This window comes from Curtobacterium pusillum, from assembly GCF_007680845.1.
Taxonomy (GTDB): Bacteria; Actinomycetota; Actinomycetes; order Actinomycetales; family Microbacteriaceae; genus Curtobacterium; species Curtobacterium pusillum_B.
Map to the genome: position 1 here is coordinate 266,558 of NZ_VEIY01000004.1, position 25,414 is coordinate 291,971.

24 protein-coding genes and 1 tRNA gene are annotated in these 25,414 nt (G+C 71.8%); 11 read left to right on the forward strand and 14 right to left on the reverse strand.

What is annotated here, in order from left to right:
* Window positions 1-35 precede the first annotated feature (35 nt).
* The 4 genes from FS825_RS11435 to FS825_RS11450 form a co-directional block, all read right to left on the reverse strand.
* Entirely contained in the window at window positions 36-911 is an 876-nt protein-coding gene (locus FS825_RS11435; RefSeq protein ID WP_144713053.1) for a bifunctional metallophosphatase/5'-nucleotidase, read from the reverse strand.
* 81 nt (window positions 912-992) lie between these two features.
* Entirely contained in the window at window positions 993-2,807 is a 1,815-nt protein-coding gene (locus tag FS825_RS11440; RefSeq protein ID WP_144713055.1) for a thiamine pyrophosphate-requiring protein, read from the reverse strand.
* A gap of 33 nt (window positions 2,808-2,840) precedes the next feature.
* Complete coding sequence (locus FS825_RS11445; protein ID WP_144713057.1) at window positions 2,841-3,767, reverse strand: sugar phosphate isomerase/epimerase family protein; 927 nt, start codon at window positions 3,765-3,767, stop codon at window positions 2,841-2,843.
* Window positions 3,764-4,933, reverse strand: a complete 1,170-nt coding sequence (locus tag FS825_RS11450) for a Gfo/Idh/MocA family protein (RefSeq protein ID WP_186377200.1) — start codon at window positions 4,931-4,933, stop codon at window positions 3,764-3,766. The genes FS825_RS11445 and FS825_RS11450 overlap by 4 nt, the downstream gene beginning before the upstream one ends.
* 81 nt (window positions 4,934-5,014) lie before the next feature.
* On the opposite strand from FS825_RS11450, the gene FS825_RS11455 reads away from it, so the two are divergent.
* The 3 genes from FS825_RS11455 to FS825_RS11465 all read left to right on the forward strand — a co-directional run bounded on the left by FS825_RS11455 (window position 5,015) and on the right by FS825_RS11465 (window position 7,392).
* Window positions 5,015-6,433: a glucose-6-phosphate dehydrogenase gene (locus FS825_RS11455; RefSeq protein WP_144713058.1), complete on the forward strand. Its 1,419-nt coding sequence runs from the start codon at window positions 5,015-5,017 to the stop codon at window positions 6,431-6,433.
* A gap of 11 nt (window positions 6,434-6,444) precedes the next feature.
* Window positions 6,445-7,230 (forward strand): dienelactone hydrolase family protein, encoded by a 786-nt coding sequence (locus FS825_RS11460; RefSeq protein ID WP_144713060.1) that lies wholly within the window; start codon window positions 6,445-6,447, stop codon window positions 7,228-7,230.
* Window positions 7,231-7,319: 89 nt separating this feature from the next.
* Window positions 7,320-7,392: transfer RNA gene (locus FS825_RS11465), tRNA-Arg, on the forward strand.
* Between the two features lie 106 nt (window positions 7,393-7,498).
* On the opposite strand, the gene FS825_RS11470 is transcribed toward FS825_RS11465, so the two are convergent.
* On the reverse strand, window positions 7,499-8,059 hold the full coding sequence (locus tag FS825_RS11470) for a TetR/AcrR family transcriptional regulator (protein ID WP_260981138.1): 561 nt from the start codon (window positions 8,057-8,059) through the stop codon (window positions 7,499-7,501).
* A gap of 20 nt (window positions 8,060-8,079) precedes the next feature.
* Window positions 8,080-9,207: a carboxylate-amine ligase gene (locus FS825_RS11475; protein ID WP_144713062.1), complete on the reverse strand. Its 1,128-nt coding sequence runs from the start codon at window positions 9,205-9,207 to the stop codon at window positions 8,080-8,082.
* Window positions 9,208-9,336: 129 nt separating this feature from the next.
* On the opposite strand from FS825_RS11475, the gene FS825_RS11480 reads away from it, so the two are divergent.
* Window positions 9,337-10,743 (forward strand): M20/M25/M40 family metallo-hydrolase, encoded by a 1,407-nt coding sequence (locus FS825_RS11480; protein ID WP_260981139.1) that lies wholly within the window; start codon window positions 9,337-9,339, stop codon window positions 10,741-10,743.
* A 38-nt stretch (window positions 10,744-10,781) separates the two neighbouring features.
* Here FS825_RS11480 and FS825_RS11485 read toward each other — a convergent pair whose 3' ends face one another.
* The 6 genes from FS825_RS11485 to FS825_RS11510 all read right to left on the reverse strand — a co-directional run bounded on the left by FS825_RS11485 (window position 10,782) and on the right by FS825_RS11510 (window position 17,163).
* Window positions 10,782-11,444 carry a peroxiredoxin-like family protein gene (locus tag FS825_RS11485; protein WP_144713063.1) on the reverse strand — a complete coding sequence of 221 codons (663 nt, stop codon included), beginning with the start codon at window positions 11,442-11,444 and terminating at the stop codon, window positions 10,782-10,784.
* 170 nt (window positions 11,445-11,614) lie between these two features.
* On the reverse strand, window positions 11,615-12,709 hold the full coding sequence (locus tag FS825_RS11490; RefSeq protein ID WP_144713065.1) for an alkene reductase: 1,095 nt from the start codon (window positions 12,707-12,709) through the stop codon (window positions 11,615-11,617).
* A 52-nt stretch (window positions 12,710-12,761) separates the two neighbouring features.
* Window positions 12,762-12,974, reverse strand: coding sequence for a hypothetical protein (locus FS825_RS11495; protein ID WP_144713067.1), 213 nt, complete (start codon window positions 12,972-12,974; stop codon window positions 12,762-12,764).
* Between the two features lie 51 nt (window positions 12,975-13,025).
* Window positions 13,026-13,469: a MarR family winged helix-turn-helix transcriptional regulator gene (locus tag FS825_RS11500; protein ID WP_144713069.1), complete on the reverse strand. Its 444-nt coding sequence runs from the start codon at window positions 13,467-13,469 to the stop codon at window positions 13,026-13,028.
* A 341-nt stretch (window positions 13,470-13,810) separates the two neighbouring features.
* Window positions 13,811-16,450, reverse strand: coding sequence for an MMPL family transporter (locus FS825_RS11505; RefSeq protein ID WP_144713071.1), 2,640 nt, complete (start codon window positions 16,448-16,450; stop codon window positions 13,811-13,813).
* A 74-nt stretch (window positions 16,451-16,524) separates the two neighbouring features.
* On the reverse strand, window positions 16,525-17,163 hold the full coding sequence (locus tag FS825_RS11510; RefSeq protein ID WP_186377201.1) for a TetR/AcrR family transcriptional regulator: 639 nt from the start codon (window positions 17,161-17,163) through the stop codon (window positions 16,525-16,527).
* 131 nt (window positions 17,164-17,294) lie between these two features.
* Between FS825_RS11510 and FS825_RS11515 the strand changes: the two genes are divergently transcribed.
* The 3 genes from FS825_RS11515 to FS825_RS11525 all read left to right on the forward strand — a co-directional run bounded on the left by FS825_RS11515 (window position 17,295) and on the right by FS825_RS11525 (window position 20,037).
* Window positions 17,295-18,776 carry a mannitol dehydrogenase family protein gene (locus tag FS825_RS11515; RefSeq protein ID WP_144713075.1) on the forward strand — a complete coding sequence of 494 codons (1,482 nt, stop codon included), beginning with the start codon at window positions 17,295-17,297 and terminating at the stop codon, window positions 18,774-18,776.
* Between the two features lie 93 nt (window positions 18,777-18,869).
* Window positions 18,870-19,565 carry a helix-turn-helix transcriptional regulator gene (locus FS825_RS11520; RefSeq protein ID WP_144713077.1) on the forward strand — a complete coding sequence of 232 codons (696 nt, stop codon included), beginning with the start codon at window positions 18,870-18,872 and terminating at the stop codon, window positions 19,563-19,565.
* 100 nt (window positions 19,566-19,665) lie between these two features.
* Window positions 19,666-20,037: a VOC family protein gene (locus FS825_RS11525; RefSeq protein ID WP_144713079.1), complete on the forward strand. Its 372-nt coding sequence runs from the start codon at window positions 19,666-19,668 to the stop codon at window positions 20,035-20,037.
* A 9-nt stretch (window positions 20,038-20,046) separates the two neighbouring features.
* Here FS825_RS11525 and FS825_RS11530 read toward each other — a convergent pair whose 3' ends face one another.
* Both FS825_RS11530 and FS825_RS11535 read right to left on the reverse strand, forming a co-directional pair.
* Window positions 20,047-20,421 (reverse strand): VOC family protein, encoded by a 375-nt coding sequence (locus FS825_RS11530; RefSeq protein WP_097180062.1) that lies wholly within the window; start codon window positions 20,419-20,421, stop codon window positions 20,047-20,049.
* A gap of 33 nt (window positions 20,422-20,454) precedes the next feature.
* Window positions 20,455-21,447, reverse strand: a complete 993-nt coding sequence (locus FS825_RS11535) for an alpha/beta hydrolase (RefSeq protein ID WP_144713081.1) — start codon at window positions 21,445-21,447, stop codon at window positions 20,455-20,457.
* A gap of 113 nt (window positions 21,448-21,560) precedes the next feature.
* Here FS825_RS11535 and FS825_RS11540 point away from each other — a divergent pair, with 113 nt between their 5' ends.
* The 4 genes from FS825_RS11540 to FS825_RS11555 are packed head-to-tail and all read left to right on the forward strand — an operon-like array spanning window position 21,561 to window position 25,298.
* Window positions 21,561-22,472, forward strand: coding sequence for an ABC transporter ATP-binding protein (locus FS825_RS11540; RefSeq protein ID WP_144713083.1), 912 nt, complete (start codon window positions 21,561-21,563; stop codon window positions 22,470-22,472).
* Window positions 22,469-23,347, forward strand: a complete 879-nt coding sequence (locus FS825_RS11545) for an ABC transporter permease (protein ID WP_144713085.1) — start codon at window positions 22,469-22,471, stop codon at window positions 23,345-23,347. The genes FS825_RS11540 and FS825_RS11545 overlap by 4 nt, the downstream gene beginning before the upstream one ends.
* Window positions 23,344-24,642, forward strand: coding sequence for a sensor histidine kinase (locus FS825_RS11550; RefSeq protein ID WP_144713087.1), 1,299 nt, complete (start codon window positions 23,344-23,346; stop codon window positions 24,640-24,642). Before FS825_RS11545 ends, FS825_RS11550 begins: the two co-directional genes overlap by 4 nt.
* Window positions 24,639-25,298 carry a response regulator gene (locus tag FS825_RS11555; RefSeq protein WP_144713089.1) on the forward strand — a complete coding sequence of 220 codons (660 nt, stop codon included), beginning with the start codon at window positions 24,639-24,641 and terminating at the stop codon, window positions 25,296-25,298. Before FS825_RS11550 ends, FS825_RS11555 begins: the two co-directional genes overlap by 4 nt.
* Window positions 25,299-25,414 lie beyond the last annotated feature (116 nt).

The window sequence follows — 25,414 nt, forward strand, 5'->3', positions numbered from 1 at the left end:
CCGACGGTGAGGCGCAGGTGGCCGTAGTTGACGCCTTACGAGCCCGTCTGGATCACCGGACGGAGCGTGCCGCCCGGGCCGGCGATCGAGTGGTCGTACGTCGCGTGCGTGTGCGCGGACACGATCGCGGCGACCTTCGACGAGACGCCCGAGGTGATCCTGGCGAACGCCCCGGTGCCGGTCGCGTCGGCGATGTTGCCGGTCGTGGCACCTGCGTGCACGAGGAGCACGAGGACGTCCGCCTCGCCGTTGCCGGTGTCGCCGTCGGTCAGCTGGTCGGCGTACCGGTTCACCTGGCTGACGATCGGCGCCATGGCGAGGCCCTCGACCCCGCCGGGGCTGACGAGCCCGGGGATGAGGTCCTCGGTGGTCGCACCGATGAAGCCGACCTTGACGCCGCCCTTCTCGACGACCTGGTACGGGGTGAAGGCGGGGTCGGTGGTGCCGGTCTTCACGATGTTCGCCGAGATGTACGGCCACTCGGCACGGTCCTCGATGCGACCGGTCAGGTCGTCCTGGCCCTTGTCGAGTTCGTGGTTGCCGATCGCGCTGACGTCGAGGTCCATCGCGTTGAGCGCATCGATCGTCGGCGCGTCCTCCTGGATGAGCGAGGTGAACGTCGAAGCGCCGACGTTGTCGCCGACGCTGGCGAAGATCGTGTTCGGGTTCGCCTCGCGGTACGACTGCACGACCGAGGCGAGCTTCGCGGCACCGGCGGCCTTGTCGGCCGTGGTCCCCTCGGACTCGATGCGACCGTGGAAGTCGTTGACGTCGAGGATGTCGATCGTGGTGTCGCCCTCGGCGGCGAGTGCGGCGGACGGGACGGACAGGGCGATGAGTACGCCGGCGGTGGCCAGGGCGGCCCCGCCGACGCGGCGCCGTCGACGGCGCGGGGGAGTGTGAGCGTTCATCGGCGACGGACCTATGAGAACCCACAGCAGGCGCGCCAGTGTGCGCCGCAACACGTCACGCGTTGTTCACAGGGGCGTCCGTCAGTCGCGGCCGAGCGCTCCCTTGACCCGCTCGACGGCCTCGGTGGCCATCGCCTTGGCGGAGTCCTTCACGACACCGAGTTCGACCGGGTCGCCCTTGAGCAGGCTCTTCGCCGTGTTGATGGCGTACTCGGCGGTGATGTGCGGTGGGAGCGGCGGCACGTTCCGGCTGACGAAGGCGTCGATGAGCGTCACGCCGGGGTTCTCGAACGCGCGGCGGACGGCGTCCTCGACCTCGTCGTCCGCGTGCACGGCGATCCCGGTGAACCCGAGCAGCTCGGCGTAGCCGGCGTAGTCCATCGTCTCGACGTCCTGCGACCCGCGCCACATCGGGTTGCCGTCCTCGGTCCGCATCTCCCACGAGACCTGGCCGAGGTCGTCGTTGTGCATGACCACGATCACGAGCTGCTGGTTCGGCCAGTCCCGCATGTACTTCTTCACGGTGATCAGCTCGTTCATCCCGAGCATCTGGAAGGCGCCGTCGCCGATCGTGCACACGGCGGGGCGGTCCGGGAAGGCGAACTTGGCGGTGACCGCGTAGGGCATCGCCGCGAGCATCGTGGCCAGACGGCCGGACAGGTCGCCGCGCATGCCGCGGCGCAGGCGGATGTGGTGGCCGTACCAGTCGGCGGTGGTGCCGGCGTCGCAGGTCACCGTGACGCCCTCGGGCAGGTGCTCGTTGACCGCACGGATCACCCGGCGCGGGTTCACGCCGTCGTCGTACGCGACCTCGGCCTGGCGGGCCATCTCCGCCTCCCACTCGCGCATCTCGCCCGCGAGCCGCTCCTGCCAGGAGCGGTCCTCGGTCGTCTCGAGCAGGGGCAGCACGGCGTCGAGCGTGGCGCCGACGTCGCCCCAGAGGTTGAGCTCGGTCGGGTAGCGCAGTCCGAGCTGCTCCGGCTTGATGTCGACCTGCACACCACGCGCCTGCCCGGTCGCCGGCAGGTACTCGCCGTACGGGTAGTTCGTGCCGAGGAGCACGATCGTGTCGCACTCCTTGATCTGGGTCAGGCTCGGCCGGGACCCGAGCAGGCCGACCTGCTGCGTGTGGTGCGGGACGTCGGAAGGGACGACGTCCTTGCCGCGCAGTGCCGTGATGATCCCCGCGCCGGTCTTCTCGGCCGCCGCGAGCACCTGGTCGGTGGCGCCCCGGGCACCGGCACCGACGAGGAACGTGATCCGTTCCCCGGCGTTGAGGATCTCGGCGAACTTCGCGATGTCGTCGGCCGGCGGCGTGATCCGGGTCGACGCGGGGACGTCGCTCGACCGGGAGACCCAGTGCTCGGCGGCGGGAGCCTCGTACGCCATCGCCTGCACGTCGTGGGGCAGCACGACGACCGCGGGCTGCTTCCGGAGCATCGCCGTCCGGAACGCCGTGTCCACGACGACCCCGACGGCGCCCGGTGAGGCCACGGTCTGGACGTAGCAGGCGACGTCGGCGAACACCCGTTCGAGGTTCGACTCCTGCTGGGTGAACGTGCCGATCGACGCCAGGCCCTGCTGTCCCACGATCGCGACGACGGGCTGGTTGTCCATCTGCGCGTCGTACAGGCCGTTGAGCAGGTGGAAGGCGCCGGGGCTCGACGTGGCGACGCACACGCCGACCTCGCCGGTGAACTTCGCGTGCGCGGTCGCCATCAGCGCCGCGATCTCCTCGTGCGTCGGCCGGACGTACTCGAGCGCCCGTTCCGAGTCGTCGGCCTTGCCGAGCGCCCCGTCGAACGCGCCGATCCCGTCACCGGGGTAGCCGAACACGCGGGTCACGCCCCAGGCCTTGATGCGGTCGATGACGAAGTCGCTCACGGTCGTGCTCATGCGACCACCGTGCTCGGTGCTCCCTGAACGCGCTCAGGTCTCCTGGGCGATGAGGGGGCGGAGGGTGCGGTGCGCGATGCGGAGGCCCTCGAGGACCTTCTCGTCGGTGCCGCCCCAGAGCGGGTCCTCGTGCTCGACGCTGAGGGTGCCGTCGAACCCGGCCTCGTAGAGCCGGTCGACCACGTGCGGCCAGTCGACGACACCGCGACCGGGCACCCGGAACCGCCACCAGCCCATGTCCCACGGGTCGTCGCCCTTGTCGACCTTGCCGAAGAACCCGTACTCGTTCCGCTTCGCCGGGAACAGCTCGAGGTCCTTCGCCTGCGCGTGCACGATGTGCTCGGCGAAAGGCAGGATCGTCTCGACCGGGTCGATGCCGATCCAGGTCAGGTGCGACGGGTCCCAGTTGAGGCCGAACCCGAGCCCGGTGACCCAGGACCAGAGCTCCGGGGAGTACGCGAGGTTGCCCGGGTAGCCGTCGGGGTGCCAGCCCTCCATCACGCAGTTCTCGATGATGAGCGTGACGCCGCGTTCGCCGGCGTAGTCGACCAGTTCCGGCAGCACCTGGTCGCCGAGACGCATGTTCTCGCGGACCGACTTCGTGTTGTCGCGGCCGATGAACGTGCCGACGTACGGCACACCGAGGACCTGCGCGGCGTCGACGGCGTGGAAGAGGTGCTGCTTGATCTCGGCCCGACGGTCGAGGTCCTGGTGCAGGTTGTTCTCGTAGTACGCGAACGCCGAGATCTCGAGCCCGGTGCGGTCCAGCAGTTCGCGCGTGGCCGTGGCGTCGTCGTCCGTGAACGTCGCGACGGGCAGGTGCGCAGCCTCGAACTCGCGACCACCCGTACCCGGCCAGACGCCGACCTCGAGCCGCTCGTAGCCCTGCTCGGCCGCGAACGCGGCGATCCGGTCGAGCGACCAGCCGGGCAGACAGGCCGTCAGCATCCCGAGCTTCATCGGATCTCCTCCCACGTGCCGCCGGCCGCGCTGCCGATCACGGCGTCGATGATGTGCGCGGCACGGGCGCCGTCCGCGAACGTCGGGAGCCCCTCGGGCCACCCCGCGGGGTCGGGACCGCTCCGGACGGCGTCGTACGTGTCGGCGACGAACGCCGCGAACGCGTCGAGGTACCCCTGGGGGTGGCCGGACGGCACGAGCGCCAGGCGCCGCTGGTCGGGCACGCCCGCGGACGGGTCGCGGACGACGATCTGCGCACCCCGTTCGTTGCCGAACCACGCCGACTCGGGCTGCTCCTGGTCGAACGCCGCCGATCCGCGGGTGCCGTCGACCTCGAACCAGAGCCGGTTCTTCCGACCCGAGGACACCTGCGAGATGACGACGTTCCCGATGCGGCCGGACCCGGTCCGGAAGGTGGCGACGGCCGTGTCCTCCGTGGTGACCTCGGCCCGCGTCGACGCGTCGGCGATCGGGTCGGGGTCCGGCGAGCCGGAGAACGACGGGCCCGACGCCGCCGGCCGCGTGGGGTAGACGATGTCCGTGGCCGCCGAGACCGTCGCGAACTGCTCGCCCGTGACGAACTCGACGAGGTCGCACCAGTGCGAGCCGATGTCCGCGAACGCGCGCGACACCCCGCCGGCCCCGGCGTCGACGCGCCAGCTCGAGGCGTCCTCGTCGAGCATCCAGTCCTGCAGGTAGTGGCCGTGCACCGCCAGCACGCGGCCGAGCTCGCCCGACGCGATGCGGCCGCGGATCTCGCGGACGATCGGGTGGTACCGGTACACGAACGGCACCGTCGCGACCACCCCGGCGTCCCGCGCGGCGTCCACGAGCTCCGACGCCTGCGCGGCGTCGATGGCGAGCGGCTTCTCGCACACGACACTGATGCCGGCGCGGATCACGGCGAGCGCCTGCGGGTGGTGCTGGTCGTTCGGCGTGCAGATGTGCACCACGTCGGGCGCGTCCTGCAGGACCTCGTCGAGGGAGGCGTACCCGCGTGGCAGGTCGAGCTGCGCGGCGACCTGCTCGGACCGCGCCGGACTCCGGCCGAGCACCCCGAGGACCTCCGCACCGGCCGCGCGCGCGGCCCGGACGTGCACCCCGGCGATCATGCCCGTGCCGACCACGGCGACGCGGAGGCGTCGCCCTCCGTACCCACTGCTCATGGTGCTCCCTCGCGCCGGACTGGTCCCACCGTATCGGCGACTCCCGGCCACGCGCCGGAACGCGTGAGTACCGTCTGGGGCATGTCGAGCCTCCAGACCTCCCTGCTCATCCTGGGCGCCAGTGGCGACCTGTCCAAGCGGCTGCTGCTGCCGGGCCTCGCGACCCTCCTCGCCGTCAAGGAGGACTGGGACGTGCAGCTCGTCGGAGCGGGTGTCGAGGACATCTCGGACGCCGACTGGAAGGCACAGGTGCGCGAGTCCTTCGAGAACGCGCAGGCATCGAAGAACGAGGACGAAGGGGCCTCGGGCGAGAGCCACCTGTCCGACCGGCTGCAGGCGGTCGTCGACGCGTCGCGCTACCGGAAGGCGGACGTGACCGACGCCGACGACCTCCGCGCGCTCCTCGGCGAGTGCGAGCACGACCCGGCGATCTACTTCGCGCTGCCGCCCGCCGTGACCGAGAAGAGCTGCGCGGTCCTCAAGGGCCTCGATCTGCCGGCCGGCACCCGGCTCGCGCTCGAGAAGCCGTTCGGCACCGACGCGTCGAGCGCAGCTGCCCTCAACGACCTGCTGCACTCGTTCCTGCCCGAGGAGCGGATCCACCGCGTCGACCACTTCCTCGGTCGGTCCACCGTGCTCAACCTGCTCGGCCTCCGGTTCGCGAACCGGATCGTCGAGCCCCTGCTGTCGTCGTCGCACGTCGAGCGGGTCGACATCGTCTACGACGAGACCCTCGGGCTCGAGGGCCGCGCTCGGTACTACGACAAGGCCGGCGCGCTCGTGGACATGATCCAGAGCCACCTGCTGCAGGTCATGGCCGTCGTCGCGATGGAGGCGCCCGCGTCGATCGACGCCGACGACCTGCGGACGCAGAAGGAACTCGTGCTCCGGACCGTCCGGCCGTGGGGCGGCGACCCCCTGGCCGCCGGCAAGCGAGCGCGGTACACCGCGGGCACGATCGGCGACCGTGCCCTGCCGTCCTACGTCGACGAGGACGGCGTGGACCCGACGCTCGGCACCGAGACACTGGCGCAGCTCACGCTCGAGATCGCGAACTGGCGCTGGGCCGGCGTCCCGTTCACGCTGCGCTCTGGCAAGGCACTCGGGAAGCAGCGGCGCGAGATCCTCATCACGTTCAAGGCCTCGCCGCACGTGCCCGACGGGCTCTCCGGTGCCCAGCGGCCGGACCGACTCCGCATCTGGATCGCCCCGGACGAGATGCAGCTCGAGCTCAACGTGAACGGTCCGGGCGACCCCTACACGATCGACCGCACCACGCTCGAGACGACCTTCAACCCGGGCCGGCTGAGCGCCTACGGCGAGGTCCTCGCCGGTGTCCTCGAGGGCGACGCCACCCTGTCCGTCCGCGGGGACAGCGCCGTGCAGGGCTGGAAGGTCGTCGAACCGTTCCTGCAGCTCTGGCGGGACGGCACCGCGCCGCTCGACGAGTACCCCGCCGGCTCGGAGGGACCCGAGGACTGGGACAACATCGACGCGTAGCGTTCCCGGACGTGACCACGATCGACGATGTCCTCCAGACCGTTCCCGAACCCGCCGGAGCCGACGTCCGCGTCGACGCCGTCCGCTACGACCACGAGGGCACGCCCTTGCTCGGCGTCCTCGCGAAGGACGCGGCCGTCTCCGGTCCGCGCCCCGCGGTGCTCGTCGTGCACGACTGGCACGGGGTCAACGAGCACGTGGAGGCGCGCGTCACCATGCTCGCCCGGCTCGGCTACGTCGCGTTCGGTGCTGACGTGTACGGCGAGGGCGTCCGGCCCGGTGACGACACCGCTGCGCAGGTCGCCGGGTCGTTCTACCAGGACCTCCCGCTCATGCGCGCCCGGGTCCGGGCCGGCCTCGACCGCCTGCTCGAGGACCCGGACGTCGACCCCGCCCGGGTCGTGGTGATGGGCTACTGCTTCGGCGGCTCGGCTGCGCTCGAACTCGCCCGTTCCGGTGCCGAGCTCGTCGGGGCGGTCGCCTTCCACGGGGCCCTGATCGCGCACGACCCGTCCGACGCGGCCGACATCCGCGCGAAGCTCCTCGTGCTCACCGGCGGCTCCGACCCGGTGGTGCCCGATGCCGCGGTCGCGGCGTGGCAGGACGAGATGCGTGCAACGCCGTCCGTCGACTGGCAGGTCGTCACGTACGCCGGCGCCATGCACGCGTTCGCCGTGCCGGGCACGGACGCGCCGGACCACGGCGCGCAGTACCAGGAGCGGGCCGACCGTCGATCGTGGCGGGCGCTCGAGGTGTTCCTCGCCGAGGTCTTCGACGAGGAGCTCGTCGCGCTCTGAGGCCCGACACGCCGACGGCGACGCCCGGGCCCGCTCGATTGGCGCCCGGGCCGCCGCTGTTGTAGAGTCTTCCACGGCCGCAAGGCCACGCGCTCGTAGCTCAATGGATAGAGCATCTGACTACGGATCAGAAGGTTGGGGGTTCGAGTCCCTTCGAGCGCACAGTGTCCGTCCGACGGCACGACATCGAACAGACGAAGGGCCCCGGCGGGAACGCCGGGGCCCTTCGTCGTCCGGCCGTCAGCGCGGCCTCGTCAGCGCGGCCCCATCACCGCGGCAACCCCGTCACCCCGCGGCAGCTCCGCAGGAAGGACGCCGCCAGCGTCTCCTCGTCGTCGAGGTACCCCGCCACCATCGCCCCGTCCCGCAGCAGCATGAGGTCCGCCGCGACCCCGGCCGGGTCGGCGAGACCGAGCGGGCGGACGATCTGCTCGAACGTGTCCTTGCACCACGTGCGGTGTCGCTGCACCATCTGGCGCACCGCGCTGTCCGGGTCCGGGTACTCGGCGGCGGCGTTGATGAACGGGCAGCCGCGGAAGCCGGGCTCGCACGCCATGGTGCCGAGGCCGCCGGCGATGAGCGCGAAGGTCTGGTCGGGGTCGCCGTCCGCGTGCTCGATGGCCGCGCCGATGCCGGCCCGTTCGAGTTCGGCCCGTCGTTCGAGGTGCGCGACGACCAGGTCGTCCTTGCTCTTGAAGTGCCGGTAGAAGGTCACCTTGGTGGTGCCCGCTCGTTCGATGACGCGGTCGACGCTGACGGCCCGGAGGCCCTGCGCGTAGAACAGCTCGGTCGCGGCCTCGACGAGCCGATCACGCATGGACACCTTCACCACACGATCCTACGGCGCGGTCAGGCTCGTCGACTCGTGTTCGGGAGGCTCACCAGCGTCGGCTGCGCGCGAGCTGCCGCGACCGCGACCTGCCCGAGGTCCCCGGTCGTGGCGAACAGGGCCCGTTGCCGGGTCGCCCCGTTGCCGTGGACGAATGCCTGGTGGAACGCCCGCTCGACCAGCTGGTCGTCGCCGTTCGCGGTCAGGGCCGGACGGACGTGTTCGAGCAGCATGAGCACGACCTCGTGCGCGGGCAGGGGGCGGTTCGTGACCGGGTCGAGCAGGTGCCCGTCCAGGCCCTCGACCGCCGCGCGCCAGTTCGCGAGCCGGAGCACGGAGGCCGGGGTGTCCGGCGCCGGGATCCCGGCCGCCCACGCGTCCGCCGCGGTGTCGACCAGGGCGCGGACGACGCCGGCGACGGCGACCGTCACCACGGGGTCGATCGGGACGTCGCACACGCGGACCTCGACCGTGGGGTGGTTCTGCGAGAGCCGGGTGTCGAAGTAGAGCATGGCGGGGTCGAGCAGCGCCTCGGTGCCGACCATCACGTCGGCCAGGGCGCGGTACCGGGCCACCGTCCCGAACCGCTCGGCCGGGCCCGCGGTCGGCCACTGGTTCCAGCTGACCGAGCGGAAGCTGGCGTGGCCGGTGTCCTCGCCGCCGTGGAAGGGCGAGTTGGCCGTGAGTGCGATGAGCACCGGGAGCCAGGTCCGGATGCGGTCCAGCACCGCCACGCCTTCCCGGTCCGACTCGACGGCGACGTGCACGTGCAGACCGCACGTCATCGTCCGGCGTGGGACGGCTCCGAACCGCTCGATCATCCGCCGGTACCGCTCGTCGGTCCGCGGATGCGGCGCGCTGGGCAACGGGGAGGTCGCGAGCGGCGCGGCGAGGGCGTCGTGCGCCGCGGCGAGCCGCATCGCGAGGGCGCGGTTGTCGAGGACCTGCCGGCCCAGGGTCGCCAGCCCGGCGTGCGGGCGGGTGATGACCTCGAGCATCTCCAGGTGCATCTCACCGACGAACTCCGCACCGTCCGGCGGGAGCCCGTCCGCTCGGGCCCGTTCCAGCACGGCGTCGGCGATCGGGACCGGGACACCGGTGTCCCGGTCCAGCAGGAGCAGCTCTTCTTCGACGCCGATGGTCCTCATGCGCTCAGTCTCCGCGGACGGTGCCGTGCTGCCTTCGGTCTACGCGTTCATCGTCCCGTTGTCCGATCCACGAGCCGTCTGGGACGCCTGGACCGGGGCTGCGCGGAGCGTGGGGTCATAACCACCACCGTGCCCACCCCCGACTCGAGCGGAGACAGCCCCGTCGGACGGTTCCTCGGCGACCACCGCGGGACCATGCTCGGGCAGTTGGAACACTGGGTCCGGATCCCGTCGGTCGCGTCGCAGCCGGAGCGTGCCATCGACGTCGAGCGCTCGGCGCGCTGGCTCGCGGCGGCCATGCGCGAGGTCGGACTCACCACCGAGGTGCTCTGGGCCGGCCCGTCGCCCACCGTCTACGGCGAGTGGATCGTCGACCCCTCGTTGCCGACCGTCCTCGTCTACAGCCACCACGACGTCCGGCACGCGAAGCCCGAGGAGTGGGTGGAGACCGAGCCCTTCCAGCCGGTCCTCCGCGACGGGCGCCTGTACGGCCGATGGGCGTCCGACGCGAAGGGGCAGGTGGTCGCGCATCTGTGGGGACTCCGCGCCCACCTCGACGAACGCGGCGGGCTGGGGCCGGCCGTCAACCTCAAGTACATCGTCGAGGGGGAGGAGGAACTCGGTTCCAGCCACTTCGCCGCACTCCTCGACGAGGAGCGCGAGCGGCTCGCCTGCGACGTCGTCGTGTTCTCCGACACCATCCAGTGGAAGAACGGCAACCCCGCCGTGGTCACGTCGATGCGCGGGATGACCGGTGCCACCCTGCAGGTCACCGGTCCCGCTCGTGACGTGTACAGCGGGGCGGTGTCCGGCCCGGCGCCGAACCCGGCGCACGCGCTGGTCGCCGTCCTCGCGGCCCTGCACGACGACGACGAGCGCATCGCGATCCCTCACTTCTACGACGACGTCGAGGAACCCCGCGAGGAACGGCGGCAGGAACTCCGGGACCTGCCGTTCGACGCGGACGTCTGGGTGGAGCGCACCGAGACCCGCAGCCTGACCGGTGAGCGCGGGTGGTCGGTCGAGGAACTGCTCTGGCTGCGACCGTCGCTCGAGGTGCTCACCCTGCTCGCCGGCGACCCCACCGGGTTCCCCCGCGCCGTGATCCCGCGCGAGGCGCGGGCCGAGATCAGCATCCGGACCGTCCCCGGCCAGCGGGTCGGCGCGGTCGCGGACCAGCTCCGGCGGTTCGTCGCCGACCGGATGCCGGACGGCGTGGAGTACGAGCTGACGATCCCCGAGGAGACCGGTCAGGACCCGTACGTCACCCCGGACGGCCCCGCGCTCGACGCCCTCGTCCGGGCGATGGAGCTGGGGCACGGGACGGCCACCGCCGGACGCATGGGCAACGCGGGCGGCGGGCCGGCCGAGCTGCTCGGTCGCGTGTTCGACGCTCCGGTCCTGTTCCTCGGCACCGGGTTGCCGGAGGACCACTGGCACTCGAGCGACGAGAGCATCGACGTCCGGATGCTGCTCGACGGCGCGGCGTCGATCGCGCACCTGTGGACCGAGCTCGCGGACGTCACCCGGCGCTGACCCGCCCGCCGCTCACCCGGCGCTGACGCACCCGCCGCTCAGGCCGCAGCGCGGTCGACCGCCGCGAGGACCGCCGACACCTCGGTGCGGATCGTGTAGTCCACCTTGACGTCCGCGAACCGGATCACGCGGTCGCCGTCGACCACGAAGACCGACGGGAACGGCACCTGCGCGGTGTCGTCGGCGTTGCTGTCGGCGACGTCGAAGCCGAGCTGCGTGTGCGCCTGCCGCGCTGCGGCGTTCGGCTCGGTGACGATCCCGAGCTCGGCCGCGAGCACGTTGCCCGGATCCGACAGCACCGGGAAGGCGAGCTCGCCGTTCGCCACGGCCGCCTCGGAGCCCTCGGGGGTCTGCGGCGAGATCGCGATGAGTCGCGCACCCCGGGCCGTGAGTTCCGGGAGCAGGTCCCGCTGGTAGGTGCGCAGCGTCAGGTTGCAGTACGGGCACCAGGCGCCGCGGTAGAAGACCAGGACCGTCAGATCCGGCCCGAGTTCCGCCGCGAGCGACGTCGCGGCGCCCACCGGGGTCACCAGTACGGCGTCCGGGACCCGGTGTCCCTCACCGGCAGCAGCGTCGGGGACGCCGGCTGCGCGGAGGGCGGCCTGCTCCTGGTCGAACACCGCCGTCAGGTCGGGACCGATCTGGGCGGTGAAGCCGTCGTTGAACGTGGTGACCTGCTCGGCGAGGGTCGGCTCGGGCATGGTGTTCTCCTCTGGGTGCGTCCGGCGTCGGGCCGCCGGTGTCCGGAGCCTATGCAGGCCGCCCGTGAGCGGTGGTCCGCGTCGTCATGCAGCGTCACGCGACCGGACGATGGACGGGAGGCGCGGTGCCAGCTGGCACCGCGCCTCCCGTCCCTCAGCGGTTGCGTCGACTACGCGACCTGCGCGCGCGCCTCGGCCAGCGTCGGGTAGTCGGTGTAGCCCTCGGCACCCTGGCCGTAGAAGAGCTCCGGCCGCGGCTCGTTGAGCTCCGCGTCGCGCTCCCAGCGGTGCGCGAGGTCCGGGTTCGCGATCGCCGCGCGACCCACGCCCACGGCGTCGGCGTGACCACCCTCGACGAGTGCGATCGCCTCGTCACGGGTCGTCAGGGCGCTGAACCCGGAGTTCGCGACGAAGGGGGCTCTGACGGTCCGCCGGATGTGCTGCACCAGGTCACCGGTCGGTTCGGCGTGCAGGACGTCGAGGAACGCGAGCCCGAGCGGCCGGAGTCCCTCGGCGATCGCCGTGTAGGTGGCGCGGACGTCGGAGGCGTCGTCCTCGATGACGCCCTGGATGCCGTGCTCGGGGGAGAGCCGGATGCCGGTGCGGTCGGCGCCGATGGCCTCGGCGACGGCGGTGGTGACCTCGATCGCGAAGCGCGCACGGTTCTCCGGCGATCCGCCGTACTGGTCGGTGCGGGTGTTCGACGCGGACGAGGCGAACTCGTGCACGAGGTAGCCGTTCGCGCCGTGCACCTCGACGCCGTCGAGCCCGGCGGCGATCGCGTTGCGGGCGGCCTGGACGAAGCCCTGGACGGCGTCCCGGACCTCGTCGGTGGTCAGCTCGTGGGGGACCGGCATGTCGGCCTTGGTGCCGTCGGCGAGGTGCGTCTGGCCGGGCGCGGCGATCGCGCTCGGGGCCACGATGCGCGGCGTCCCGGCGATCGCGGGGTGGGAGACGCGGCCGCCGTGCATGAGCTGCATCACGATCGTGCCGCCCTCGGCGTGCACGGCGTCGGCGACGCGGCGCCACCCGGCGATCTGCTCGTCGGTCTCGATGCCGGGCTGGCCGGGGTAGGAGCGGCCCTCCTGCACGGGCCAGGTCCCCTCGGTGACGATGAGGCCGAGCCCGGCGCGCTGCGCGTAGTGCTCGACGAGCAGGTCGTTCGGGACGCCGTGCGCACCGGCCCGGGTGCGGGTGAGCGGGGCCATGACGATGCGGTTCGACAGGTGGAGGGCGCCGAAGTCGGCGGGTTCGAAGAGCTTCACGCGGAGGGGGAACGACGTGTTGCTTTGTGCAATTCCCCCGTGGAGGAGATCCTCAGTCGCGCGGGCACACCAGCGTCGACGATCGCACCTGCCCCTCGGGGCGGATCACCTGGTGCAGGGAGAGGGGCCTGCCGCAGATCGGGCAGCCCCGGTCGACCGAACGGTCGTCGATGCCCTCGGGGTGTCCGGCACCGATCTGCGAGGGGCCCATCTTCGCGATGAGCGTGCTGTTCCACTTCTCGTACCACTGGCCGAACCGGCCCATCGTGCATCCTTTCGTTCGTACACGAACCATTGTGCCACGAAACAGTTCGGATCACACGGTGTCGACGCGGTCGAGCAGGGCGGTGAGCTCGTCCTTGAGGGCTTCGAGTCGGCCGAGCGGCCAGCCCAGGCGATCGGCCACGGCGAGCGGCACGGCGCGGGCGCGGTCACGGAGGGCGTGCCCCGCGGTCGTCAGGGACACCTCGAGCTGCCGTTCGTCCGTCGTGCTGCGGGTGCGGCGGACGTAGCCGGAGGCCTCCAGCCGCTTGAGCAGCGGGCTCAGGGTCGCCGAGTCGAGCCGGAGCTCGCGGGCGATCTCGCGCACCGAGCGGGGGTCGCGTTCCCAGAGGGCGAGCATCACGAGGTACTGCGGGTGGGTCAGGCCCATCGGTTCGAGCAGGTCGCGGTACAACCCGATGACGCTCCGGCTCGTCGCTGCGAGCGCGAAGCAGAGCTGCCGGTCGAGGGCGAGGGGATCGACGTCGGTCCAGGTCATCCGTCCACCATACCGTTCGCGCACGAAGTGTTGGTGGGTGTGTGCGCGCGGATTGGGCGTGCGGGTGGTTGTGTGCGTGCGCGGAAGCTTGCGTGCGCGCGCTTGCGACAAGGCCGCTGTCGTACGACATCGGGGATGTCGCAACTGCGCGGGCGCAACAGTTGCGCGCGCGGGGCTGCGACAAGGTTGCTGTCGTACGACATCGGCTTTGTCGATCTGCGGCGGGCGGGGCGGGGGCGGCGGGCGGCGCGGACCGCGGCCCTGGACGCGACGCACAGGAGGCGCGACCCGACCCGGGTGGTCGAGCCGCGCCTCCAGGCGGTCACGCGGTGCGCGGGGCGCTACGCGCGGTGCGTCGGCACGTGCCCCTCGTGCGGGTTCGCGTCCGGCTCCGCCGGAGCCGCGTGCGAACCGTGGTGCTCTGCGCCGCCCTCGTGCCCGGCGACCGGGTGGGTGCGCTCGAGCTTGGCACCCTCGACGTCGACGTCCGGCACGATGCGGTCGAGCCACTTCGGGAACCACCACGCGCTCCGGCCGAGCAGGTGCATCGCGGCGGGGATGAGCAGCATCCGGACGACGAACGCGTCGACGAGCACACCGAACGCGAGGCCGAAGCCGATCGGCTTGATCGTCGAGGAGTCCGAGAAGATGAAGCCCGCGAACACCGAGATCATGATGATCGCGGCCGCCGTGACCACCGCGCGACCGGCGTGCAGACCGCGCTGCACGGCCACCTTCGCTCTCGCGCCGTGGGCGTAGGCCTCACGCATGCCGGACACCAGGAACAGCTGGTAGTCCATCGCGAGCCCGAACAGGATGCCGATCTCGATGATGGGCAGGAAGCTCAGGATCGGTGCGGGATCGTGCACGCCGAACACGCTGCCGAGCCAGCCGAACTGGTAGATCGCGGTCAGGCCGCCGAAGGACGCGAGCACCGACAGGATGAAGCCCGCCGTCGCGGTGATCGGCACGAGGAACGACCGGAACACGATGATGAGGATGATCAGCGAGAGTCCGACCACGACCGCCAGGTAGAGCGGCAGCACGTTCGAGAGCTTCTCGGAGACGTCGATGTTCGCGCTCGCGTTGCCGGCGACCCCGAGCGTGACCTTGCCGTCGTCGGTGGAGACGGTCAGTTCGCGCAGGTCCTTCACCACGTTCTCGGTCGAGACGCTGTCCGGGCCCCCGGACGGCTTCACCTGGAACGCGATGATGTCGCGGTCCTTCGAGGCGCCGATCGGCAGGACGGCCTTCACGTCGTCGTTCTTCGCGATCGCCTGACCGATGGTGACTTCGGTCGCGGTGACGTCGTCCGTGCTGACCGCCTTCGGCAGGTTCGCGACGACCAGCAGCGGGCCGTTCTGCCCGGCGCCGAACTCCTTGTCGAGCGCCTTGTACGCCTTGTACTGGCTGGAGTCGACGGCCTCGGACGAGCCGCTCGGCAGGCCGAGGCGCATCTGCGTGGCGGGGAGTGCGATCGTGCCGAGCACCGCGACGCCGGCGACGAGCGTGATGACCGCGCGCCAGGTCGACATCGGCTTGTTCGGGACCCGGGTGGAGTCCGTGTTGCCGATCTTCGCGCGCTCCTTCTTCCGGAGGATCCGCATGCCGATGAGCGACAGCAGCGCCGGGGTGAAGGACGTGGCGATGAGGATGGCGAAGAAGACCGCGACCGCGCCGACCGTGCCCATCAGGCCGAGGAACGGGATCCCGGTGATGTTGAGCGCGAGCAGGGCGACGATGACGGTCGCGCCCGCGAAGACCACGGCGTTGCCCGAGGTGCCGTTCGCGAGCCCGATCGACTCGTGCACCTGCATGCCCTGCTTCAGCTGCGTCCGGTGTCGGTTGAGGATGAACAACGAGTAGTCGATGCCGACCGCCAGGCCCAGCATCACCCCCAGCACCGGCGTGACCGAGATGAACTCGACCAGGCTCGAGAACGACAGGGCGGCGAGCGACGCGACACCGACACCGAGGACGGCGCTGACGAGCGGCACCGCGGCGCCGATGACCGTGCGGAGCATGAGGAACAGCACCAGGGCGGCGATGATGACGCCGCCGATCTCGCCCGGACCGAGGATCGAGGGGACGCCCTGCGCGATGTCGTTCGACACGTAGACGTTGACGCCGCTGATGTCGGCCGAGTCGGCGTCGTCCGCGATGGCGGTCTTCGTGTCCGCGGGGACCTCGAACGTCGACTTCGTGAACTGCACGGTGCCGATGACGGCGCTGCCGTTCGACGAGACGAAGCGGATGTCCTTCGAGAGGTCGAGCAGCTTCGAGCCCTGCTCGAGCTCCTGCTCGCTGGTGTCGAGCTTCGCGGTGTTCTCGTCGATGGTCTTCTGCGCCGCGGTGATCTGCGCTTCACCCGAGGTGATCTGCTGCTGCTGCGCGTCGATCTGCGCCTGGGCGGCGGCGAGCTGGGCCTGCGCGGCAGCGGCAGCGGCTGCCCCCGCGGCCTGCGCCTGGGCCTTCTGCGCGTCGAGCTGCTGCTGGGCCTTCTCGATCTGCTGCTTGCCGGAGTCGAGTTGCGCCTTCTGCGCGTCGAGTTCCTTCTGGCCGCTCTCGATCTTCGCCCGGCCGTCGGTGATCTGCTTGCGGCCGTCGACGATCTTCTGGCGCTGGTCGTCGAGCTGCTGCTGGGTGTCGAAGCCGCTCGTGGCGCCCTTGACGCCGTCGAGCTTCTCGATCTTCCCCAGGAAGTCGGCCACGTCGGACTTCTGCGTGTCCGTGAAGGCCTTGCCGTTCTTCGTCTCGAAGACGATCGTCCCCGAGCCGCCGTTCGCCGACGGGAACTTGTCGGCGAGCTCGTCCTGGACCTGACTGGTCTTGGTGTTCGGGATCGTGATCGAGGACGAGATCGTCCCGGCGAACAGCGTGTAGGTGACGCCGGCGATGCCCAGGATCACCACCCAGGCGATGATCACGAGCCAGTGGCGTCGTGCGGAGAACCGTCCGAGACGGTAGAGGAGACCGGCCATGCGGTTGCCCCGTTCCTTTCGTGTCAGGTGCTGCGGAGGTGCGGGGTGCGCCGGTGGACCCCTGGGAGGAGTGGTCAGTCGGTGGGCATGTAGCCGCTGCGGACGCTGTGCACGAGGCGGGCGAGCAGGGCGTCCCAGTCGTCGAGGGCTTCCTGGTCGAGCCGCGGGCCGGTCGTCGTCAGCCAGTGTTCGGCGATGACGACGATCCCGCTCATGAGCGACTCGACGAGGAGGGCGGCGTCGAGGGCGTCGGCGGCCGGGTGGCGCCGAGCGACCTCGGCGCGGAGCCGTTCGGTCACCCGCGAGAACGCGGTCTGGGTCAGCACCGCGGCCTTCGGGTCCTCTTTCCCGGGCTGGCCGAGGATCCGGTACATGCTCGCGATCGCCGGCGCCAGGTCGGCCCCTCGTGCGGCGGACTCCAGCTCGTCGAACATCGACGCGCGGCTGCCGTCACCGACCGGGGTCTTCGCCATGTCGGCGAGGAAGCGGTCGATGATGACCGACAGCTCCTGCTCGCACACGGCGAGCAGGACCTCGTCCAGCGATGCGAAGTGGTTGAAGACGGTCCGGCGGGCGATGTCCGCCCGTGCGGCGAGGTCGTCGACGCTGAACTCGCGACCGCCGCGCTCTTCGACGAGATCGCGTGCGGCCTGCAGGATCGCCGCACGGTGCTTCGCCTTGAGGGCGGCGCGGCGGTCGATCGACAGGGTCACGACGAGAACACTAGGTGCATCGATGCACTCGGTGCATCTTGGTGGAGTGCATCTTCAGGTTCACGGCCCATCCGTGCGGGGCGGCTGCGAGACTGGGGGACACACGACGCCCGCCGTACGAAGGAGTACCGATGCCCGTCCGCCTGTCCCGGGAGACCCTCGACGAGATCGCCGCGAGCGGCGTCGCCGTCCCGACCTACGACCGGTCCGGGGTGACAGCCGGCATCGTGCACTTCGGCGTCGGCGGCTTCCACCGGGCCCACCAGGCGATGGTGATCGACCGGCTCCTGCACCGCGGTGAGGCCCGGGAGTACGGCATCTGCGGCGTCGGTGTGCTCGAGCAGGACCGCCGGATGGCGACCACGATGGCGGAGCAGGGCGGCCTGTACACGCTCGTCCTCAAGCACCCGGACGGCACCCGGGAGTCCCGCGTCATCGGCAGCATCGTCGACTACCTCCTCGCCGTCGACGACCCGGACGCCGTCATCGAGAAGATGGCGCACCCGGACACGAGGATCGTCAGCCTCACCATCACCGAGGGCGGGTACAACTTCGACCACGTCACGGGCGAGTTCGTCGCCGACGAACCCGGCGTCGCGGCCGACCTGCGTGGTGACGGACCGCCGCACACCGTGTTCGGGCTCGTGGTCGAGGCCCTGCGCCGCCGCCGCGACCGTGGCGAGCAGCCGTTCACGGTGATGTCGTGCGACAACATCCAGGGCAACGGACACGTCGCCCGGGAGATGTTCACCGCCTACGCCCGGCTGCAGGACCCCGCGTTCGCCGACTGGATGGACGAGCACGTGTCGTTCCCGAACTCGATGGTCGACCGGATCACCCCGGTCACCGCCGACGAGGACCGCGCCTGGGTCCGCGACGAGCTCGGCATCGAGGACGCCTGGCCCGTGGTCGCCGAGCCCTTCTTCCAGTGGGTGCTCGAGGACGACCACCCCGCTGGACGCCCGCCGTACGAGCAGGCGGACGTGCAGCTCGTCGAGGACGTCGAACCGTACGAGCTCATGAAGCTCCGGCTGCTCAACGCCTCGCACCAGGGTCTGTGCTACTTCGGGTACCTCTCCGGCTACCGGTACGCGCACGAGGCCACGCAGGACCCGGCGATCGCCACGTTCCTCCGTCGCTACATGGACGAGGAGGGCACGCCGACGCTCCACCCGGTCCCCGGCATCGACCTCGAGGACTACAAGTCGACGCTCATCGAGCGCTTCCAGAACCCCGAGGTGCGCGACACCCTCGCCCGGCTCTGCGCCGAGTCGAGCGACCGGATCCCGAAGTGGCTCCTGCCGGTCGTCCGCGAGAACCTCGCCGCCGACCGCCCCGTGACGCTGTCCGCCGGCATCGTCGCATCCTGGGCCCGCTACGCCGAGGGGGTCGACGAGTCCGGCGACCCGATCACCGTCGTCGACCGCCTCGCCGACTCGCTCACGGCGATCGCGAGGACGCAGCGGGACGACCGGCTCGCGTTCATCGCGAACCGGCAGGTGTTCGGGGACCTGGTCGACGACGAGCGGTTCGTCGCGGCGTACCGCGACGCCCTCGACGGGCTCATCGCGGACGGGGCGCACGCGACGGTGACGCGCCTGTCGCGTTCCTGAGACGCGACCGCCGCTTGGACTGGGGGGACGGTGCGGGCTGGCGCCGCGCCTCCCGACCGCCTGCAGGTGCGTCCAGGGCGCTAGGGTCACGTCGTGAACCGGACGGACCGCCTCTACGCGCTCGTCGAGGAGCTGCGGGCCGCCGCGCCCGCACGACGGAGCGCCCGCCGACTCGCCGAGCACTTCGGCGTCAGCGTCCGTACCGTCGAGCGTGACCTCCGATCACTGCAGGAAGCCGGCGTCCCGATCTGGGGCGATCCCGGACGGACCGGCGGGTACACGATCGACCCGCGCGCCACGCTTCCGCCGCTCGGGCTCACCGTCGAGGAGGCGCTCGCCGTGGCGATCGGGCTCGCGACCCTCGGGAACAGTCCCTTCCGGGAGGCCGCCCGGAACGCCGCGCGGAAGGTCACCGCGGTGCTCACCGAGGACGACGCCCGACGGACGGCACGGCTCGCCGGGCGGGTGCACCTGCTCGAGGCCGGGGACCGGGTGCCGGCACCGGCCGCGCTCGCGGCTGCGCTCACCCGCGGTCGGGTGGTGCGGATGCGGTACCGGGACCGCACGGGCAGCGAGTCCGAGCGGACCGTCGAGCCGCTCGGGTACATCGGCAAGGGCGAGGACTGGTACCTGGTGGCGTGGTGCCGGTTGCGGGACGGCGTGCGGGCGTTCCGCGGCGACCGCGTGCTCGCCGTCGAGGAGACCAACGAGGTCGCGCCGCCGCGGGTCGTCCGGGGCGACGAGCTCGACATCCCGCACGGGGTGCTCCGTCCGGTCCTCGGCGACTGACCCGACCCGGCCGGATCCGGGGAACACCGACAGGACGGTGTCGCGGTGGGCGAGAAGGCTCGACCCGGGCGGTCACGGTGGTCGCCCGGGAAGGCACACCATGGAGTTCGCATCGATCCGGATCATCACCGAGGACCTGGACGGGATGGTGTCGTTCTACGAGCGCGTCACCGGGACCTCGGCGCGGCGACCGGCGCCGGTGTTCGCGGAGATCGTCACCGGCGGGGCAGTGCTCGCGCTGGCGACACCGGCCACGGTCGCGATGCTCGGCGACGCCGCTCCGGCCGCGCGGGCGAACGGGAGCGTGATCGTCGAGTTCCTCGTGGACGACGTCGACGCGGCGTTCGAACGGTTGCGCGAGGGCCTCGACGACGTGGTGCTACCGCCGTCCACGATGCCGTGGGGCAACCGGTCGACGCTGTTCCGCGACCCGGACGGGAACCTCGTGAACCTGTTCAGCCGGCCCGTCTGACCGGGGTCGTCACAGGTACGGCCTCGTCAGGAGCTCGACGTAGTGGCCGGACGGATCGAGCAGGTACACGCCGCGCCCGTCGTGCTCGGTGTTCGTCTCGCCCGGGCGCTGCCGCTGCGGGTCGGCCCAGTGCTCGCGGCCCTCGGCGGTGATGCGGGCGTACGCGCGGTCGAAGTGCTCGTCGTCGAGGAGGAACGCGTAGTGCTGCGGCGGGAAGTCGATCGGGGGAGCGGCGAACTGCAGGAGCACGCCGTCGGGGAGCTGCAGGTTGGTGAACGGGCCCCAGGACGGAGCCTCGGCTGCTTCGAGGAGGTCGACGAAGAACGCCGCGGACACCGCGGGCTCCTTCGCCGCGATGATCGTGTGGTTGAACGATGCGGTCATGCCGCACAGAGTAGCGCCAGGGCCCGACGGCCCTCAGCGGGGCAGTGCTGCGGCCCACCGGCCGATCGCGTCGTACGCGTGCTCCCGGACCTCGGGCACGGAGAGCACGACGTCGTGGAGCGCGCCGTGGAGTCGGCGCACGGTGACCTCGCTCCCGAGCGACAGCGCGCGGTGCGCCACGACGTCGACGTTGAGCGCGACGTCGGCCCGCGCCATGCCGTCGTCCCAGCGGGGCTGCAGCATGCTCTTGTCGCTGAGCATGACGAGCACCGGCACCTCGAGCCCGAGGCCGGCCTCGACCGTCGCCTGCCCGTCGAACACGGCGGCGAGCCAGTTCGGGTGCAGGGGGAAGCCCCGGTCCGGCCGCCACTGCTGGTCGTAGGTCCACGTCCCCTCGCCAGCTGCCGACACGGTGCGGGTGTAGAAGCCGGGGTCGACGGCGGGCATCGGCGCGAGCGGGTTGCGCCGCGCGCCGAGCTTGATCACCGGCGCGACGAGGGCCCGTCCGACCGCGCTGGCCTGGAACTCGAGCCACGGGCTGTTGAGGACGAGCCCGTGGACGCGCTCCGGGTGCCGCGCGGCCCAGAGCGACAGCGTGAGCCCGCCGGTCGAGTGGCCCATCGGCACGAGCTTCCGGTCGGCACCGGCGGGGTGTTCCGCGGCGATCACGTCGAGCGCCGCGGCGATGTCCTCGTCGTAGGTCGCGAGGTCGTCGACGTTGCCCGGCGTCTGGCGCGGCCGCAGGCTCCGACCGTACTTGCGGAGGTCGAGGGCGTGGAACCGGGCACCGAGCCGTTCGATGCGTTCGGCCAGCTCGACCTGGAAGAAGTAGTCCGACCAGCCGTGGACGTAGAGCACGTCGACGCCGTGCAGCGGGCCACCACGGTGCAGCAGCAGGTCGGCGGGGGACCGACGACGCCGGACGAGCGTCGCGACGACGGGCCCTTCGTGGTCCTCGCCGAGCGGCAGTTCGAGGCGTTCGAACGGCGCTCCGAGGACGTCCTCGCGCCACCCCGGGTCCGCCATCCGTCGAGGGTATCCGGACCCGCCCCGGGTGGTACCGCGGTACCACGTGGGCGGCCGCGAGATCGGTGCCGACGACGATGTGGCGGAGGGCCTCCGCTTCGTAGCGTTGCCGCATGATCGAGATCCAGAACCTGACGAAGCGGTACGGGCAGAAGGTGGCCGTCGACGACGTGTCGTTCACGGTGCGTCCCGGCGTCGTGACCGGCTTCCTCGGCCCGAACGGTGCCGGCAAGTCGACGACCATGCGTGCCGTGATGGGGCTCGACAGCCCGACGTCCGGCAGCGCCGTGGTCGACGGTCGCCCCTACCGCGAGCTCCGCGACCCGCTCCGACGGGTCGGCGCACTGCTCGAGGCCAAGGCGGTGCACAAGGGCCGCAGCGCGTACGACCACCTCCTCGCCCTCGCGGCGACCCACCGCATCCCCAAGACCCGGGTGGAGGAGGTGATCGGCATGACGGGCCTGGAGACGGTCGCGAAGAAGCGCGTCGGCGGCTTCTCGCTCGGCATGGGCCAGCGACTCGGCATCGCGGCCGCGCTCCTCGGCGACCCGCAGACGCTCATCCTCGACGAGCCGGCCAACGGCCTCGACCCCGAGGGCGTCGTCTGGGTGCGCCAGCTCGCCCGCAGCCTCGCCGCCGAGGGGCGCGCGGTCTTCATCTCCAGCCACCTCATGAGCGAGATGGCGCTGACCGCCGACCGCATCGTCGTCATGGGCCGCGGTCGCGTGCTCGCGGACACGGACCTCGCCGACCTCGTCGCGGCGTCCACCGAGCGGTCGGTGTCCGTCCGCACGCCCGAGCCCGATCGCCTCCTGACAGCGATCGCCGGCCCGGACGTCGCGATCACGTACGACGACGACGGGACGCTGCACGTCCGGGGCCTCGGCGCCGAGCAGATCGGCGAGGCCGCAGCGGCGTCGGGGATCGTCCTGCACCGCCTCGCCGCCACCCACGCCAGTCTCGAGCAGGCGTACCTCGAACTCACCCACGACGAGGTCGAGTACCGCTCGGAGGTCGCCCGATGACCGCCACGACCACACCCACGACGACCGACCGCCTCCGGACCCCGCACCACGCCGACGCCGACGCGTCGCGCGTGCGCTTCACCGGCGTCCTGCACTCCGAGTGGATCAAGCTCCGATCCCTCCGCTCGACGATCTGGAGCCTCGCCGTCCTCATCGTCCTGCCGATCGGCATCGGGGTCCTGCTGGCCTCGCTGGCGAACGACGGCGGCGACCCCGTCACCGGGGACGCCGCCCGGAACGCCCTCGTGCAGTACAGCACCGCCGGGGCCACCATCGCGGTGCTCGTGGTCGCGGTGATCGGGGCGCTCGTCGTCACCGGCGAGTACGGCACCGGCATGATCCGCTCGACCTTCGCCGCCGTGCCCCGGCGGTGGGAGGCGCTCGCCGCGAAGGGCATCGTGCTCGCCGCGGTCCTGTTCGTCGCGAGCGCGATCAGCGTGTGGGCGACGGCGTTCGCCGCCGTGCCGCTCGCGAACGCGAACCACGTCGAGGCCTCCCTCGACGCGAGCGTCGCGATGCCACTGCTCGGCGCCTCGGTGTACCTGACGCTCATCGGGTTGCTCGCGTTCGCGGTGGGGATCCTCCTGCGGTCGACCGCGGGGGCCATCGCGACGGTCCTCGGCCTCCTGCTCGTGGCGCCCGTGGTCGTGCAGCTCGTCCAGGGGTTCACGAACGCGAAGTGGCTCGGCACGGTGAACAACCTGCTCCCGCAGAACGCCGGGCAACCGCTCATGCAGTTCGGCACGGAGGACACCTCCGGCTGGCACGACGGGGTCCTAGCCTTGGGTGGGTGGAGCGGATTCGCGGTGCTGGCGGCATGGGTGGCCGTGGCGACGGTGACGGCGCTCGTCGCAGCGCAGAAGCGGGACGCGTGACCCGACCCGGACCCGTCCCCGGCGCCGTGCACGACGGCGCCGGGGACGTCACGCTGCCCGTCCCCCCGGGTCCGGTCCGTCGGCTCTGGGCAGCCCACCCGCGCGCGGCGGACGCGTTCCTGATCCTGTTCTGGGGCGGTCCGGAGTTCGCGTTCGCGATCGCCGGCGTGTGGCGTGCGGACACCTCGGTGACGAACACGGTCGTCGTGCTGGTCCTCGTGGCCATCGCGGTCTCCGGCATCCCGTTCCGACGGACCCGGCCGCAGGTGACCGTCGCGGCCGGCCTGGTGTCGGTGGTCGCGATGGCGTGGACCGAGGCGGGGTACTCGCCGATGCTCTTCGCCGCCTTCGCCGCGTGCGTCTGGTGGTCGCGGGCGGCCGGCTGGTGGAGCATCGCCCTGGCATCCGTCCTCGGTGCCGCGGCCACGGCCGTGCGGGTCTTCGTCGTCGCCCCCGGCTCCGGTGGGCTCGGCGAGGTCTTCGCCCCGGCGATGCCGGCCTTCCTCGTCATCGGGGTCCTCATCGGCACGACGTCGGGGGACCGTCGTCGCTACACCGCGGCGCTCATCGAACGGGCGCACCAGCTCGCCCGGGAGCGGGACCAGCAGGCACGCCTCGCAGCCGTTGCCGAGCGCGCCCGGATCGCCCGGGAGATGCACGACATCGTGTCGCACTCGGTGACCGTCATGGTGCGGTTGGCCGAGGGTGCGGCCGCCGGGCTCCCGCCGGACGGGCCGTCCGCGAGCGCGATGCGCGGCGTCGCCGACGTCGGCAGGAGCGCGATGACCGACATGCGCCGGATGCTCGGCGTCCTCGGCGACGGCAGAGCCGACCGCGACCGTGACCAGGACGGCGACAGCAGCGGGTCCGCCGATTCCTCACCGGACCGCCCGGCCCCGCAGCCCGCCGTCCGGGACGTCCCGCTGCTGGTCGACGGCTTCCGCACGCTCGGCACCCCGGTCGCGCTCGAGATCGTCGGCGGCCCGCCCGACGACGACGCCCTCCAGCTCGCCGTCTACCGCATCGTCCAGGAGGCCCTCACGAACGCCGTCCGCTACGCCCCGGACGCCCGCACGGTGTCCGCGTCGATCACCACCGACCCGGACGAGGTGGTGGTCGTGGTGTCCGACGACGGTCGTCGCACCGCTCCCGTGCAGCCCATCGGCGCCGGCCGCGGGCTCGTCGGGATCCGCGAGCGCGTCCACGCCCTCGACGGCACCGTGCACGCCGGCCCCCGCGACGCGGGCGGCTGGGAAGTCCGTGCCGCGATCCCGATCAGGACGGTGACCGCGTGATCCGGGTCGTGATCGTCGACGACCAGGCGCTCATCCGCACCGGGTTCCGGCTGCTCCTCGAGGCCCAGCCGGACATCGAGGTGGTGGGGGAGGCCGAGGACGGCGCCGCGGGGGTGCAGCTCGCCCGTGCGCACCGCCCGGACGTCGTCCTCATGGACGTGCGGATGCCCCGGGTCGACGGTGTGACGGCGACCGCGGCGATCGTCGAGCAGGTGCCGGACACGCGGGTGCTCGTCCTCACCACGTTCGACCTCGACGAGTACGCGTTCGGCGGGCTGCGCGCGGGAGCGAGCGGCTTCCTGCTCAAGGACATCAGCTCCGCGCAGCTGCTCGACGCGATCCGGTCCGTGGCGTCCGGCGAGGCCGTCGTCTCCCCGCGGGTCACGCAGCGCATGCTCGAGCTGTTCGGGAACCGTCTGCCCGATCCGGACGAGCGTGACCAGGACGCGGCCGCGGCGTTGACGCCCCGGGAGCGGGACGTGCTGCTCGCCATGGCCCGCGGGCTCTCCAACCCGGAGATCGCGTCGGCGCTGCACACGAGCGAGTCCACGGTGAAGACGCACGTCGGTCGGGTCCTTGCGAAGCTCGGTCTGCGTGACCGCGTGCACGCGGTCATCTTCGCGTACGAGCACGGCCTGGTGCGGGACGGTCGCTGACGCGACCCGACGGCGGACCGGTGCGGACGGTCGGTGACGCGACCACGGGCGGACGGGAGGCGCGGCGTGGGCCCGCACCGCGCCTCCCGTCCGCCGTCGGGTAACGATCCGTACCG